Genomic DNA, 15,349 nt, shown 5'->3' with positions numbered 1-15,349 from the left:
CTTTTACAGTCTGTCCTTATACATGGTTTTGTAGTAGTTCTGATAGTCGCCCTGCAGGATGTGCTCCCACCAGTCGCGGTGCGTCAGATACCAGTCGATGGTCTGCGGAATCCCGGTCTCAAACGTATATTTAGGCTTCCAGCCGAGTTCCGTTTCAATTTTAGTCGGATCCATCGCATAGCGCAGATCATGACCCGGGCGGTCCTTGACGAAGTGGATCAGTGATTCCGGCTTATTCAAAGCGGCGAGAATCGTCTTCACAACTTCCAGATTGGTCTTTTCATTATGGCCGCCGATGTTGTAGACTTCGCCTACGCGGCCCTTGCGCAGAATCAGATCAATCGCCGTGCAGTGATCGTAGACGTGCAGCCAGTCGCGCACGTTCATTCCATCGCCATACACCGGCAGACTTTCATCGGCCAGCGCGCGGCTGATCATTAAGGGGATCAGCTTTTCAGGAAAATGATAAGGGCCATAGTTGTTAGAGCAGCGGGAAATCGTTACCGGCAGCTTAAATGTGCGGTGATAGGCCTGAACTAACAGATCGGCGCCGGCCTTGGCCGCACTGTAAGGGCTGGAGGTATGGATCGGCGTTTCCTCGGTGAAGAACAGATCCGGACGATCTAACGGCAGATCGCCGTAGACTTCGTCGGTCGAGACCTGATGGTAACGCTGGATGCCGTATTTGCGGCAGGCGTCCATCAAGACCTGAGTGCCGAGAATATTGGTCGTGATGAAGACCTCTGGATCCTCTACAGAACGGTCGACATGAGTTTCCGCGGCAAAGTTAACGACCATGTCGAATTTTTCTTCGGCAAACAAGTGATCGATAAACTCGCGGTCGCGGATATCGCCTTTAACAAATTTAAAATTCGGCTTTTCCATGATCGGCTCCAGGGTTTCCAGATTGCCGGCGTAGGTCAGAAGGTCTAATACGACGATCTGGTCTTCCGGATAGGTATTAACCATGTAGTGAGCGAAATTGCCGCCGATAAAACCAGCTCCGCCTGTGACTAAAAACTTCATTTACGAATTCCCCCTTGTTCTTTTTTTATCCGTTTGATTTCTTTGGCAATGCCTTCCTGAATCGTCGTCTGAATTGTGAAGCCGGTCAGACGTTTCAGTTTTTTAATATTGAGGACAATCTGATCGACAACCGGGACTTCGCTGTTGACATGCCGGATCTCGATCACCTGGCCGGTTTTTTCCTGCACTTCATCCAGGATCTCCGTCAGGCTGGTCGCTGTTTGCGAAGCAACGTTGACGATTTCATTCTGGATTTGATGTTCAAGAAGCAGCTGGATCGCCCGGGCAAAGTCTTCGATATAAATGTAATCGCGGCTGCTGTGCGGAGAAGCCCACATTTCAAAGGCTTCGTGGCTCAGTGCTTTTTCGATCAGGATCGGGATAACGCCTTGTTTCTTATCCGTTGTCTGATGTCCGCCGTAAGGATTAGCGAGACGCAGGATCAGATAAGGCAGACCGGATTGGCGAATCACCTGTTCGCAGCGGGTCTTGCTTCGGGCGTAAAGGGTGATCGGATGCAGCGGCGCGTCTTCGCAGATCGGTTCTGCGGCATTGCCGTAGACCGTGCCCCCCGATGACATAAAGATGAACAGCCGCGCGCCGCGCTGCTTCAGCTGACATAACAGAAATTCGTATTTTTCTTCAACTCCGCGAAGTGTTTTTTCCTCATCCTCACTGCGGGCGTTGTTGGCAAGCAGCGAAATGGTATCGATGACGACAGCGTCTTCAAAATCGACTTGATCGAGATCTTTAGCCGAAAAGGCGTTGATTTCTTTAAAGTTGGAACACAGCGGCGTGTAGGGGCTGGGTAATCCGATGATTTCGGTTTCTGCTTTCTGACTCAGCAGAGAAGCGAGATTGTAGCCTAAATAGCCGCAGCCTAATAGTATGATTTTCATTGCGACTCCTTTATTTGTTGTAGCTGGTGACAAAATTTCCGGAAGCGACCGTTCTTAAGTGCTCACCATAAGGGGATTTCCCATAAGAAGCGGCGGAAGCCAAAAGTTGGTCGGTGTCAATCCAGTGATTGTAGAAAGCGATTTCTTCAGGAACTGAGATCTTGATTCCCTGAACTTCCTCGATGGTTTTGACAAAGTTGCTGGCCTGGGCGAGCGAACTGATCGTCCCGGTATCCAGCCAGGCAAAGCCGCGGCCAAAAACGACGCAGTCAATTTCGCCTTTTTCCAGATAGACTTTGTTCAGGTCGGTAATTTCGTATTCGCCGCGGGCTGAAGGCTTCAGGTTCTTGGCGTATTCAACGACGCGGTTGTCGTAGAAATAGAGGCCGACAACGGCATAATTGGATTTCGGAGTTTCCGGTTTTTCTTCCAGAGAAAGGACTTTTCCGGTTTTATCGAATTCAACGACACCGAATCGTTCAGGATCTGGAACGTATTGTCCGAAGATCGTTGCGCGGCCTTTGTTATTTTTGGCTCTTTCCAGCATCTCGCTGAAGTGGTTGCCATGGAATATATTATCTCCCAAAATCAGGCAGACATCCTCGTCACCGATAAATTCTTCGCCTAGAACGAAAGCTTGCGCCAAACCGTCGGGCGATGGCTGAACTTTATAGGATAGCTGAATTCCAAACTGGCTTCCGTCGCCCAGCAGGCGTTCGAAATTGGGCAGATCCTGGGGTGTGGAGATGATCAGAATATCGCGGATTCCTGCCAGCATCAGCGTCGACAGGGGATAATAGATCATCGGTTTATCATAGACGGGCAGCAGTTGTTTGGATGTGACTTTCGTCAGGGGATACAAACGGGTGCCGCTGCCTCCTGCAAGAATAATTCCTTTCATGGATTTCCTCCCAAACTCTTTAATTCCTCATTATTTTATCATAGTTAAGCATTGAATACCATTCATTCATTGAATTCTGAAAGTAGTTCAGCGATTCACTTTCGGTGACGCATAAAGAAAAGAAGACCGAATACATCAGCCTTCTTTTGATTTAATTACTTAAAGAGTTTTGAGAATAGATTGAAGAATCGGTTCGGGAAGATAAAACCTGTAGGTGGATTTTCCGGGTTTTGAGTCTGTTCCCCACCTTCATTATTTCCGTCTTCAGATCCATCTGAAGTATCCGTTGTTGGGTCGGGAGAAGCTTCACAATCCGTTCTCTTTGGAATCACATCTTGTTTTGTTTGACCACAAGTACAAGTGTAATTAATATAACCGTCCGCATCACAAGTGGCATCCTGCCGTCCAGTTTCCGTCCACGCATGTTCATGTGCTTTACAACTATCTCCCGTTAATTGTGCAATGACTTCGGTTTCTGTGTGTTCAGGATCTTGTGTGCATACTCGATGTTTTTTACCCGGAGCGTCACAAGTTGCCTCTTGATCAATGATCCATTCTCCCCAAGTATGTTCATGAGGCTTATTCGTTGGATCCGTCGTTGGTTTAGTTGTAGAATCAGTGGTTGGCGTTGTTGTCGGGGTTGTTGTTGGAGTTACTGTAGGAGTTACCGTAGGTGTCGTTGTCGGATTTGCAATACATCCTGCACCTCCGGTGTTCAAATCAGAATCATTCTTAGCATAATATCCATTCTCACAGACGCAGGCGTTTTTACCTGAATCATAGTAGGAATTCGCAGGACAATTCTTCGTTGCCCCTTCATGCGTAATAACGCTGACCGTAATTTCCGTTACATTTTCCGTCTTGATACCAGCGCGGACACTTTGGGCGATAACCATATTTTCCGGATAGGAATCAACATAGCCTTCTTCACCTTGATGGACCTTGGTGACATTAACTGTAATCCCTCGAGTAGAAGCCCAAGCCTGTACGTCTGACAATAGTTTTCCGCTGAAGTTAATCACAGTATCTGGAGCCTCATCATGAATAATCGGCTCTGAATACGTTTCATTCGATAACGTCGGTGCTGTGAAGACCCAGTTTGCACTAAACGAAATTGCTTTCGGCGCGTCGATCTTAGAATCCAAGTTAATATTTCTTAAGATTGCATTGCGGTTATCCGTAATCGATCCCTGATATACACGATAAATGTACAGATTCAGCTGCATGCTTTCATTCCATTTCGAAGATCCATAGCCGGTTACACGAGAACCTACCATATTAATAACGTTAGCGTTTTTGACGTAACTGCGATTCATCTTCTTAATCGAATAATTAAATAAGCTGATCAGCTGATCTACAGTAAAGTTCGTAGAAACATTATCTCCGGCCGCATCCAATACTTTTAATGCCTTATTCACGTCAGTCAGTTTCATGGCTTCCGTTAAAATTGCCTGAATGACCTGCTGCTGATTCGCCTGCCGCTGAAAATCACCGTTAGCGTACAGATGACGTTCACGAGCATAGGCCAGCGCCTGTTCACCGTTTAATCGGTTAGTTCCAGCCGGAACCCAGACCGTCATCTTCCCACGAGCATCGGATCTCTGACCTACAAATTCGTACGGATTCGTAATGATGATACCACCTAAAGCATCAACCATCTCAACGACACCTGCAAAGTTACTTTCAAAATAAAAGTCAATATCGATATCCATCAGATCTTCAACAGTGTCAATCGTACACTGACGGCTGCGGACACGGGCGTGCGTGATCTTATCTTCTGATTTCCCTGCATAACAGGCGATCGGCACATAGCTGTCACGAGCGATCGAGGTCAGAGTTACCTGCATGCTAAGCGGATTGAAAGAAGCCAGCATTAAGGCGTCAGAACGTTGTTCATCGGTACCGATGATCAACACTGTAAATGGTTCTTTTGTAATATCTTTATCCGAACCGGATTCCGTTGTTACTGTAATGTTCTTATCAAAAGTCAAAATTGCTTTAGTATTGTCTAAGAACTCACTGTATCCATCATTCACTTCAAACATCGCAACATAGTTGCTTGGCAGGGCTGCCGCGTCAATCTCCCCACCGAACAGTCCCATCAACATACTGTTGTAATCGTCATATTCGTGATAAGTAACATTGATTTTTTTCGCTTCTAATTCTTTCTTAGGAAGAATATAGCCGACTTGTTCTTCCGTATTCGATAAGATACCGAAGGTCTTGCCTTCAAGATCATTAATATCATTGACCGTGAAATTTCCATTTTCACTGTAAACAACAAAGGAAACTTCAACTTTTTCACTGGTTGTCCCCGTGTTGATAATCTTATCAATATTTTTGTTTACCCGGGTCGTAATATAGGTTAACGCACCACCGGATAAAAACGCAATCACCAAGACGCCGATCGTCACATAGAGAATACTCTTTTTCATCGCATAGGCGTTGTAAGCAATTAAGCCGTTTAATACCAGCAGAATTACCAGAATCACAACGTTAATGAGGACGAAGATCGACTTGCTGAAGTTACTGTAACGCGTAATGTTGAGGATGCCTAAGACCATCAAAATATCAGTCAGAATCGCGATGGCAGCCAGAACAAGATTAATGTTGGAAAGTTTACGTTTACTCATTTTATTCTGTTTCGTCATAACCAACCTCCTTAATCATAATGGTCGAAGAACTGCGCGATTTCATAGCGTCCATCGTTGTCTACGACTGTGAAATACCCTGTTTTCTGAAAACTATTAACATCGATTTTTGAACTTGGCTTATAATTCCACGTTGCTTCAACATAATAAGCTTCATATTCTTCTCCAGAATAATGTTCAAATTTTCCTGCATAAACTACATCTGTTAATGTAATATCGGTGACTTCTAATAGATTTTCGCGACCATACTGACTGATGTATAAATCTAAATCTTTATAAAACTCCCAACGGGACTGTTCTTGAAAACTGGTAAACATTGGGCCATAAATATATTGCAGACCCCCGACTTCATAATTACCATCTTTGTTCGTCCAGGTAAAATAATCGGCAATAAAATTACGAACAACCGCGGCTGTTATCTCTTGTGGATCATCGCCTTTTAATGCCTCTGTCAATTTCTTGAACTCATCCTGCTGAAACTGCGTCGGATTATTTCCAATGACATACTTGTCATTCTTCATCGATGAGGTATTCGTCTTTTCAACGACCTCTCCGCTACCCGCGGATTTCTTTAACGAAATCCGGACGATGTTAAAGCCCATAACCGCAACGACGACTAAAGAAGCCGCCAACATCATATAAATAATCTGTTTATTTTTCTTTGCGCGTTTTGCTTTTGCTTTATCCTGCTTACTCACTAACATTCCTCCTTTTATTACTCGTATTTTTTACGGACGATATATTTCGGACGTTTCTTGGTCTCCATGTACGTTTTCGACAGATATTCACCGATAATGCCTAAGCTTAACAGCTGAATTCCTCCCAAAAACAGAATGATGACGACCATTGATGGATAACCCGCAACCGGATCGCCTACGATCAAGGCCTTCCCAAAAACAAAGATCATATAAAGGAAAGCGATGATAGAAACGAAGATTCCAGAAATCGTCGCCATTCGCAGCGGGGCAACAGTAAAGGCAACAATGCCTTCAATCGCGTAAGCGAATAACTTCCAGAACGACCAGCTCGTTTCCCCGGCGACACGCTCCACATTCTCATACTCCAAATAAACCGTTTTATAACCAACCCAGGCAAAGATGCCTTTGGAGAACCGGTGATATTCCTGAAGTGAAAGAACGCTGTCGACAACCTCGCGGGTCATCAGCCGGAAATCCCGCGCGCCGTCAACAATTTCGACTTCAGTAAATTTATTGATCAGTTTATAAAATTGCCGTGCAAAGAAGGAACGGATCTTCGGTTCCCCTTTTCGCGTAACCCGGCGGGTACCTACAATGTCCACATGCTGCTGATTCATTGCTTCAAACATCTTTGGCAAATATTCCGGCGGATCCTGTAAATCAGCATCCATGACTGTAACGTAATTGCCCGTCGCGTTTTCCAATCCCGCTAACAGGCCGCCCTCTTTGCCAAAATTCCGGCTGAAGTCAATGACCTTGACAATACCCGGATGCGCGTCATGGAGCTTCACCAATTCTTCTAAGGTATTATCGCGGGAACCATCGTTGACAAAAATAATTTCATAATCCATGTTCATGGCATCCACTACTTTTGTTGTTTCGCGGTAAAAGATGTTCACCGTTTCCTGTTCGTTATAACAAGGAACTACGATTGAAAGCTTATCCATATCTAACCTCCGCAAATTCACCATTTAATTATAAAGGAGAAATTCAAGAAGTACAAATACTTTCCTAAATTGTCATGATTCCTTAATATTTTAAATTCAGTGATCTTATTTTTTAAATCTGTGAAATAGTTCGGAATAAAGCATAATATTCCAATTGCTAACGGTTTTGAAATAACGATTTTTCATTCCGCCCAGCGACTTCAGATACGGGTTCTTCTTCCACTGCGGGAAGCTTTGATTCAACCGCTCCCACCCCATCTGAATCGTCGTTTTCCGATCCTGCCGATCCGCAATCTTCGTGCTTCTTAAGAAAGAGTTCCCTAAAAAGAACTTAATATGCAGATATTCCAGTTCATCATGATATTCCTGATCCCATCCCTGGACCTTAAAATAATCCGTAATGATTTCAAAAACATGAATCATATCCTTCACTTCATGATTGTTCGTATGCGTAATTGAATTTCCCAATTGGATATAACTGACAAAAGCTTCGTCCACAAAGGCTAATTTTTTTACATGCGGCGCTAAGCAATAAAGAAAACACGCATCCTCATAGCGATAGCCCGTCGGAAACTGCAAGCCGGTTTCCCGGACAAAATCAGTGCGGTAAATTTTATTCCAAAGCGTGGCAAATAAATGAATCATCATTTCTTTACCCGGAGCGTACGGACCTTCCTTTTCCAGCCGCTTCTGTTCGCCATAGACCCAATTAAAATTGGAAACAACGACATCCGCATTCTCTTTCTCTGCCGCCGCGACCATCTTCTCGAACATATCCAGTTCTGTAAAGTCATCGCTGTCCAGAAAGCCAAAATACTCTCCCTGCACCTGCGCTAAGCCAAAATTGCGAGTCTCTGCAATCCCGCCGTTCGGTTTCTTAAATGGACGAATTTGCGGATACCGCGCAGCATAGTCATCAATAATCTGTTGGCTGTTATCTTTTGTTCCATCGTTGATCACGATAATTTCCATATTTTTGAGCGTCTGATTCACTAAGGAATCAAGACACCGGGGCAGATACTTTTCAACGTTATATACCGGTACAATCACACTGAGGATGGGTTTCATTTTCCACCGCCTGCCTTTCTGATCAATCCTTTAATTTTCATTCTGTTTGTTTAACCTATTATACCATCGCCGCAGGTTTACAACAATAGACCTGTTAAAATTTTCATTGAAATAAAAGCCATGGTTTCCCATGGCGATCAATTTTTCTGTTCTTTCGGGCGCATGACGAGATCCAATAAAACACCCATCAGCAAAGCCATAAACGAAGACGTCAGAAACTGATCGATCGTATGTCCGCTGATATAAGAAGACACTAACCCGCAGCCCAGTGCCATTGCGTAGACTAAAACATCCAGCCGGAGCATCTTTTTCCAACGAAGCAGTACGATAATGGCGCCGAAGCAGGTCACCAGCAGCCATGGCAAAACCGTCAGCGCGGCGCCGGCATAGCCCATCGTATAAATCTGCTGGGCAAAATCCCGTTCCAACAAAATCGAGCCGTTATTGAAGGTTGAATAGCCCATACCTAAAAACTTTTCGGAGTTAGAAAGTTCCCCCCATTTGTAGCTCATGAAAATCTTTTCGATCTGCCGGCCGTTCACCCGCTGTTCCAGCGGCAGCTCCAGGACGTCAACCCAGAACTTCGGATCCGCTGTGTAATAGTACCACTCCATATAATACTGAGTCGGCACGCTGGCCATCAGATTTGCGCGGATTCCATAAGCTTCAAACATAAAACGATAATAATCGCTTGTTTTTAATTCCGTCGTATTCTCCAGCGAAGTTCCCAGCTCTTTGCGCAGATAATCATCCTGCAATAAGATCGCGGTGTTCGCTGAGTCAATATTCTGATTGACAACCGCCGGTGAAAATGGCAGGATACAGCCGCTGATCGCTGCGGCAGCAGCGCAGAAGAACAAGACCGTTTTTTCCAGCCGGTATTCCTTCATGATCAAAGTCGTAAAAAGATACAGAACAAGGAATCCGATCGGGATCAGCACCGTGCCAAACGTGGCGACCCGCGTCGAAAGAATGATCATCGACAAACTATGAATTCCGATCAATGCGCCTAATGCAATCCGCTCTTTCTTCGAAGTGCTGCGCTGGAAAAACAGATACAATAACGGCAGCAGCATAAACATTAAAATACCGACCGTATTTCCTTCTTCAAAGAAAAACTTGGAAGCTAGCTGACGAGGATGAATCTTCGTTGGATCCGCATAAATTCCTAAAAACCAGCTCAGAAACGGAGCCGCGGTCATTCCGGCATACGTCGATTCGCCAAACACAAACAAATCGCCGATAAAGATCGGCAGCGCAGTCAGGCACGATAAAGCGACGGTGACCCCTTTTACAATTTTTTCCGTTAATCGAAGATGAACAACTGCATAGATCATTCCATACGGAATGACCAGCGTCAGAAAATAGGTGATTTCCTTTGATAACTGGAAAAAGAAATTCGGCGTCAGATATAAGCCTTTGTAAATCTGAGCCCCCTGCCGGATATGCAGCAGAAAATAAACCGCCAGCGCCAAACCGTACAGGCCGCCAAATAACAACGTTTTCTTTTTATTTTTATCAGCCAGAAAAAACGTCCATAACACGGCCAGCGGAATGATTAAAAAGCGGATAATCGTCGACGGCCGGGGAATTCCAAACTGATCAAGAAACGGATAGATTAAGTAATCCAGATCGATCAAAGGCTGGATGATAAACAAAAGAAGAACAAAGCCTTTCATTGCCTTATGCGAATGAAAAACCGATTTTATTTTCGTCATTGTTTACCCTCCCTTTCCGAATCATCATGAAGACCAAAAACCCGATCCAACAGAATCGCCGCGATCAGCGCCATGAACATCGTCGTAACAAACTGATCTAACGTATGACCGCTGAGATACGCTGCCCCCAAGCCGCAGCACAGGGATGTAGCCAGAACCATAATCTCCAGATTCATGCACTTCTTCCATCGCAGCAGAACAAACACAGCACCGAAAGCCGTCAGAATCAGCCAAGGTCCTGCCAGCAGGAGATCGCCTAAATAGCCGAGCGTATATTTTTGTTGGATAAAGTCCTGCTCAAGCAGAATGGAACCATTCATAAACGGTGTATATCCCATACCAAATAATTTCATCTTGGAATCCGCCATTCCCCATTTCACATTCATGAAATAGGTTTGGAACTGGCGGCCCGTTAAGCGTTCTTCCAACGGCACGGTGAACAACAAATCACTCCAGAAGACTGGATCAACCTTGTAGCTATACCAATCCATGTAATACATCTTGGGAATACTGGATATCAGATTATCCTCAATTCCGGACTTCTCAAAGGCCTTTAAACAGAATTCTTCATAGGCTTTCGAGCCTGGCGTCAGGTTTAAACGGCCTTCATAGGCTAAAATTCCTTTTTGCAGCAAATCATCGTCGCCGCGCACCGCATCATCGCTTTGAGCATCACGCTTTTGATTTTGGATGGCCGGCGTATAGGGCAGAATCACCACGCTGACTAACGATACAGCAGCGCAGAAAATCAGCACTATCCCTTTTATTTTCTGATGCCGAAACAGCAGACCGTCAAAGAGATAAAGTCCGACAAAGGCGATCGGGATCAAAAACGCGCCCAGCGACGCTACCCGCGTCGACAAAATCAACATGGACAAGCTCTGAACGATGATCAGCATTGCCCAGGAAATTTTTCCCTTGCGTTCCTTGCTCCGGGAAAAGAAATAATACAATAACGGCAGCAGCATAAACAAGAGAATCCCAATCGTATTTCCTTCGTCAAAGAAAAATTTACACGCTAACCGCCGTGGTTCCACCGTTTCATATATCCCGGTAAACCAGCTGAAGAAACTGGCCGCAGTATTGCCCAGATACGTCGACTGTCCAAACACAAACAAGTCGCTGATTAAAATGGGAAATGAGATCGTCGCTGATAAAATCGCCGTGATCTGCTTCAATAATTTCTCATTGACCTGCAGCGTCGTAAAGGCGGCGATCAGCCCAAAGGGAATGATCAGGGTTAAACAATAGACCAGCTCGCCGAACAAGGAGAACTGGAAATTGGTAGTCAGACGCAGCAACGCCGCGGCATTTCTCGTCACCTGGACATGAATCAGAAAATAAACCGCGAAAACCGCGATATACAATCCGCCCAGAATCAACGTTTTCCGACGATTTTTACCCTTGTTGTAAAAACATCCGACGATTAAAACGGGAATTAGCAAATACCGGACGATCGTTGAAGGACGCGGTAAGCCAAACTGATTTAAAAAGGGATAAATCAAATAGTCCAGATCTATCATCGGCTGAAACGCCAGAATTAAAAGTAAAATTCCAATCGCTGTCCCCTGCGTAAACCAGGGACGCAGAAACTCTTTGATTTTTCGCATCAGTCAGCCTCCTTTGTGCGGTTCGGTTCTGTGACATTGTACCGGTTTTCGTTCCGATTGTCTAATTTTTTAACGATTGAGTTTATTGTTTCTTATAAAAAACTAATTTTGTCGTTTCCGGCAAACCATAATATTCTCTGAAACTATTCTGATGATAAGTATCGCCTTCCTCAATGTCCGCGGAATGAATGCTTTCTTCCGGCATCCGCGGGATCCAGGCTTCATCATCCTCCGGATGTTCGCGATAATACTGCAGAATGGATTCCCGTTCCGACTGAACTTGAGCAACCTGAGTATAGATCCGTTTCCAGGATAAGCTGCGCTGCAGACACATCCCTGAGCAGCAAATCAGAATCACCGCAGCCTCAGCGGAACTGATTTTAATTTTTGAAGCCACCGAGGCCGTCAATAAGATGATAATGTACACCGTATACAGCGAACTCCGCGGGCCATAAATTGGCGAAAGCAGCATTGCTAAATTACACGTTCCCGCCATCATCACCATCATCAATTTTTCTAATCGTTCTTCATCTTGATATAAAGTAAATAAGATCCAAAACAGGTTGGCGATATAAAGAATATAAAAGATCGAGCAGAAGATCAAGCCCTGAGGCGTTCCCAAGTCATAAAAGAAACTGAAAACCTCAAGGTTCATTTTCTCGACGAATGTCGGGGCAAAGCAGGCCACGATCGCGATCGTCAGGATGAATCCTTGAACGAACGCCGCCAGCTTATCTTTTTTATTCATCCAGATCCGGTCTACCCAATGATGAATCAAAGCCAGGAATGTGATCAGACTCAGAATCAGCATCATATATTTATTCGCAATAAACGTGTAATTCAGGAAATTACCCCAGTTCTGCTGGATCTGACCAAACAAGCCCAGCGCAATCCATGCCTGGTTATCCCGCGCCAGCCGGAACGCCGCGCCCGGCGACATCCGGATCAAGGCAAAACCAAGCACGCTGACCACGAGTCCCGCACCCGTTAACTTCAACGCGTCTTTTCGCTTGAAATATGCGTAAAGCAGCATCAGAAGATTCAGCAAAATACTGGCCGCTGAACAATTTTCCATAGCTAAACCGATATAAAAATTAAGAAGGATCAGCGCGGCATAATGTCCTTTTTTTATTTTCCGTTCCGAAAACAAGATATTTTTCATCATCCAGATGACCAGCAGAATCAAAAATAACGGCACGACGTAGGTTGTTCCCATAATCCAAGTATAGGTTTCCATCCGCAGCCGGTCCGACACCGTTAACATCATCGCGGCAATCAAGACCGCTACGGATAACGGATTACGCTTCGGATTCACAATTTGATATAGCAAAACATAGATTCCCGCGAATAAGGCAGGATTCAGGAAATTCCACAGGCCCTTTCTCGGCGCGACGATGAAGCCCCAAAGCTCCGCGAAATAACGCCCCGACCAGGTGAAATAGAATTCCCACGCTTTGACGAACGGATTTCCGCTCATCCCATTGACCGCGTAGCCCCAATCGTCTCCCGCCAGCGGCGTCCTGACGGTAATGTAGTAAAACAGGACAAAGATAAACAAAGCGCCTAACAGCCAGCACCAGGACTTTCCTTTTTTTAATTTTTCCATACATCCGCCTCCGTTATAAAACTTCTGTAAACTTTCGGATGATTTCATCATTCGGATAATGATACCCCTGCAGCTGCCGTTTCATCTCCTGCAGCTGATCCTTCGATTGCAACGCGTTCAGCAAGCCTTCGTTCAAGCCTTTCTGGCTATTCTCAACAATCCATCCAAAATGCGGCGCAGTGATCTGTTCATGAACGCCCGCAACCTCCGTCGACAAGACCGGTGTTCCGGCAATAAACGATTCATTGATCACCGTCGCGAAACCTTCATACAAAGAAGGCAGAACAAACAAGTCGCAGGCCCGGATATCGGCATACGGATTTGTTTTAAAGCCCAGGAAATGAACATGTGTCAGATTCAGGTCTTTCTGCATTTTCAACAACATCGCTTCCTGCTCGCCGCCGCCGATTAAATAAAGTTCATGTTCAATCCCCTGATCCAGCACATATTTATGCGCCAGCAGCAATCGATCCGCCGCCTTTTGCGGATGAAATCGAATCACTGAAATCACATTCAGTTTTGAAGGATCAATCTTTGCTTGATCTTCTGTTTTTGTCTTTCCTTTTTCTACTTTTTCAGTATTCATCAGATTATGAATCGTTATGACATTCTGAATTCCGAAGACCTTTTTATAGGCCTCCGTGGCTTCCGCTGAATCCGCAATATTCAGATCAATTTTCTGCAAAGCAGACTTCACCAATCGCATATGATTCGCGGAGTAATTGCAGACACTGTAATCAGTCAATACCCAATTGACTTTCCGCTTACTATTGCCATAAGCGGTAAAGATTGTACAGAATCCCTCTTTCGCCGCCATTTCCACATCATAGACGCCGGACAGCATCTTTTTTCGCTCCTTGAGGATTTTACTGCGGATCAATCCTGTTTTCATGTACAGCAGCAAGCGCAGCTTACTGAAAAGATGCGGAAGGTCTCCCTTTTTCAGTAATTCTTTGAGCGGGCTGTCCACGGCGTTAAAAAACGATGTTCCTTCAATCACATGCACACCCTCTGGGATATCCTGAAGCAGTGTGCCTGTTTTATGTAAGACCAACAAATCGATTTGATATACCTGCTGATCAAGATTTTTCATCAATGTATTTAAAACACGGGCGACGCCGCCCATTTCCATTTCATCGTTAACAAATAAAATTCTGCGTTTGTCACGCTGATTTTGACCGGTCATAAATGCCGAGCACCGCCTTCCATTGTTTCCTCTTCAACAGCGCAATGATCAGTTTTTTCTTCAATCCCGCTGATTTTACGAATGTATCCTGCTCCCAATCTGGATAACACCGTTTTAATTGCTTCATGTTCTCCGCCAAATACTTTTCCCTGTCTTCCGATTCATCAAAGTCCTTGATCCGCAGCGTCGTTAAATCTAATCCATGGATGATATAGCAATGCTTCATTTCCTGAATAAACTGGTTTTTCAAAGATGCATCATCGCAATGAACCTCTATATATTCAATGACACGCTGAATCGCTTTATAGATATCAAATATTTTAGGATTTGCGCTGTGCGCGATCGAACCTGACCGCTGATAATAGACATAAAACGCTTCGTTCACTTTCACAATCCGTTCCGCATTAAAGCAGATCATCGGAATCGTTGCCAAATCTTCATACCATTTTCCAACCGGAAATTCAATGTCCTGAAACAGAGAACGAGCGAAAAGCTTATTACAAGCGCTGTTATTCATACGAATTAATTCCGGATGGGTTTTCACATCCCCCACAGCAAACGCTCCGCCGCTGGCAAATTCGACCCGGCCGTCATCATAGAGATACTCCATATCGCAAACACCGATTTGAGCTTGCTGCTCGACCATCGCCGCCAACATTTTTTCGATCATCGCCGGGCGAATAAAATCATCGCTGTCGATAAACGCGAAGTATTCTCCCTGCGCTCTTTGGATTCCAAAATTCCGGGCGTCGCTTAATCCGCCATTCGTTTTTTGAAGCAAACGAATTCGTTTGTCTTTTTCAGCCCAGTTCTGCATTAATCGATATGACTCATCAGTTGAGCCGTCATCAATTAAAAGAATTTCCAAATTTGAATACGTCTGATCTACAATTGACTGAACACATCGGTCCAGATAGGCTTGCACGTTATAGACTGGAACAATGACACTGACAAGATGTTTCAATTTTCATCACCTTTTATAGTATACCAGAATTTAATTCGGGTTGTGAATTTTTCAGAGAAGAAAACACGCTATAAA

At 44.8% G+C, this 15,349-nt stretch carries 12 protein-coding genes; all 12 read right to left on the bottom strand.

Annotated elements, in window-relative coordinates:
- Nucleotides 1-3: 3 nt before the first annotated feature.
- On the bottom strand, nucleotides 4-1,026 hold the full coding sequence (gene rfbB / locus I2D94_RS10430; RefSeq protein WP_195396807.1) for a dTDP-glucose 4,6-dehydratase: 1,023 nt from the start codon (nucleotides 1,024-1,026) through the stop codon (nucleotides 4-6).
- Entirely contained in the window at nucleotides 1,023-1,925 is a 903-nt protein-coding gene (locus I2D94_RS10425; protein ID WP_195396805.1) for an NAD-dependent epimerase/dehydratase family protein, read from the bottom strand. The genes rfbB and I2D94_RS10425 overlap by 4 nt, the downstream gene beginning before the upstream one ends.
- A 10-nt stretch (nucleotides 1,926-1,935) precedes the next feature.
- A complete protein-coding gene (gene rfbA / locus I2D94_RS10420) occupies nucleotides 1,936-2,826 on the bottom strand; it encodes a glucose-1-phosphate thymidylyltransferase RfbA (protein ID WP_195396803.1) in 891 nt (296 codons plus the stop codon).
- Between the two features lie 155 nt (nucleotides 2,827-2,981).
- Nucleotides 2,982-5,477 carry an LCP family protein gene (locus tag I2D94_RS10415; protein ID WP_195396802.1) on the bottom strand — a complete coding sequence of 832 codons (2,496 nt, stop codon included), beginning with the start codon at nucleotides 5,475-5,477 and terminating at the stop codon, nucleotides 2,982-2,984.
- Nucleotides 5,478-5,488: 11 nt separating this feature from the next.
- A complete protein-coding gene (locus tag I2D94_RS10410) occupies nucleotides 5,489-6,175 on the bottom strand; it encodes a hypothetical protein (RefSeq protein WP_072686028.1) in 687 nt (228 codons plus the stop codon).
- A 17-nt stretch (nucleotides 6,176-6,192) separates the two neighbouring features.
- A complete protein-coding gene (locus I2D94_RS10405) occupies nucleotides 6,193-7,122 on the bottom strand; it encodes a glycosyltransferase family 2 protein (RefSeq protein ID WP_039864845.1) in 930 nt (309 codons plus the stop codon).
- 105 nt (nucleotides 7,123-7,227) lie between these two features.
- Nucleotides 7,228-8,190: a glycosyltransferase gene (locus tag I2D94_RS10400; protein WP_072686026.1), complete on the bottom strand. Its 963-nt coding sequence runs from the start codon at nucleotides 8,188-8,190 to the stop codon at nucleotides 7,228-7,230.
- Between the two features lie 137 nt (nucleotides 8,191-8,327).
- A complete protein-coding gene (locus tag I2D94_RS10395; protein ID WP_072686025.1) occupies nucleotides 8,328-9,908 on the bottom strand; it encodes an O-antigen ligase family protein in 1,581 nt (526 codons plus the stop codon).
- A complete protein-coding gene (locus tag I2D94_RS10390; RefSeq protein ID WP_195396800.1) occupies nucleotides 9,905-11,518 on the bottom strand; it encodes an O-antigen ligase family protein in 1,614 nt (537 codons plus the stop codon). The genes I2D94_RS10395 and I2D94_RS10390 overlap by 4 nt, the downstream gene beginning before the upstream one ends.
- An 82-nt stretch (nucleotides 11,519-11,600) precedes the next feature.
- Nucleotides 11,601-13,124: a DUF6056 family protein gene (locus tag I2D94_RS10385; RefSeq protein ID WP_195396798.1), complete on the bottom strand. Its 1,524-nt coding sequence runs from the start codon at nucleotides 13,122-13,124 to the stop codon at nucleotides 11,601-11,603.
- A 13-nt stretch (nucleotides 13,125-13,137) separates the two neighbouring features.
- A complete protein-coding gene (locus I2D94_RS10380; RefSeq protein WP_195396796.1) occupies nucleotides 13,138-14,310 on the bottom strand; it encodes a glycosyltransferase in 1,173 nt (390 codons plus the stop codon).
- Nucleotides 14,288-15,274: a glycosyltransferase gene (locus I2D94_RS10375; RefSeq protein ID WP_195396794.1), complete on the bottom strand. Its 987-nt coding sequence runs from the start codon at nucleotides 15,272-15,274 to the stop codon at nucleotides 14,288-14,290. The genes I2D94_RS10380 and I2D94_RS10375 overlap by 23 nt, the downstream gene beginning before the upstream one ends.
- Nucleotides 15,275-15,349 lie beyond the last annotated feature (75 nt).

The organism is Holdemania sp. 1001302B_160321_E10 (assembly GCF_015552275.1).
Taxonomy (GTDB): Bacteria; Bacillota_I; Bacilli_A; order Erysipelotrichales; family Erysipelotrichaceae; genus Holdemania.
The sequence above is the reverse complement of the archived record's forward strand: the minus strand, read 5'-3'. Positions and strand labels throughout refer to the sequence as shown.

Coding starts and splice junctions, on each gene's coding strand:
- I2D94_RS10380 (WP_195396796.1), bottom strand. CDS start 14,310: ATGACCGGTCAAAATCAGCGTGACAAACGCAGAATTTTATTTGTTAAC.
- I2D94_RS10400 (WP_072686026.1), bottom strand. CDS start 8,190: ATGAAACCCATCCTCAGTGTGATTGTACCGGTATATAACGTTGAAAAG.
- I2D94_RS10415 (WP_195396802.1), bottom strand. CDS start 5,477: ATGACGAAACAGAATAAAATGAGTAAACGTAAACTTTCCAACATTAAT.
- I2D94_RS10425 (WP_195396805.1), bottom strand. CDS start 1,925: ATGAAAATCATACTATTAGGCTGCGGCTATTTAGGCTACAATCTCGCT.
- I2D94_RS10405 (WP_039864845.1), bottom strand. CDS start 7,122: ATGGATAAGCTTTCAATCGTAGTTCCTTGTTATAACGAACAGGAAACG.
- rfbB (WP_195396807.1), bottom strand. CDS start 1,026: ATGAAGTTTTTAGTCACAGGCGGAGCTGGTTTTATCGGCGGCAATTTC.
- rfbA (WP_195396803.1), bottom strand. CDS start 2,826: ATGAAAGGAATTATTCTTGCAGGAGGCAGCGGCACCCGTTTGTATCCC.
- I2D94_RS10395 (WP_072686025.1), bottom strand. CDS start 9,908: ATGACGAAAATAAAATCGGTTTTTCATTCGCATAAGGCAATGAAAGGC.
- I2D94_RS10390 (WP_195396800.1), bottom strand. CDS start 11,518: ATGCGAAAAATCAAAGAGTTTCTGCGTCCCTGGTTTACGCAGGGGACA.
- I2D94_RS10385 (WP_195396798.1), bottom strand. CDS start 13,124: ATGGAAAAATTAAAAAAAGGAAAGTCCTGGTGCTGGCTGTTAGGCGCT.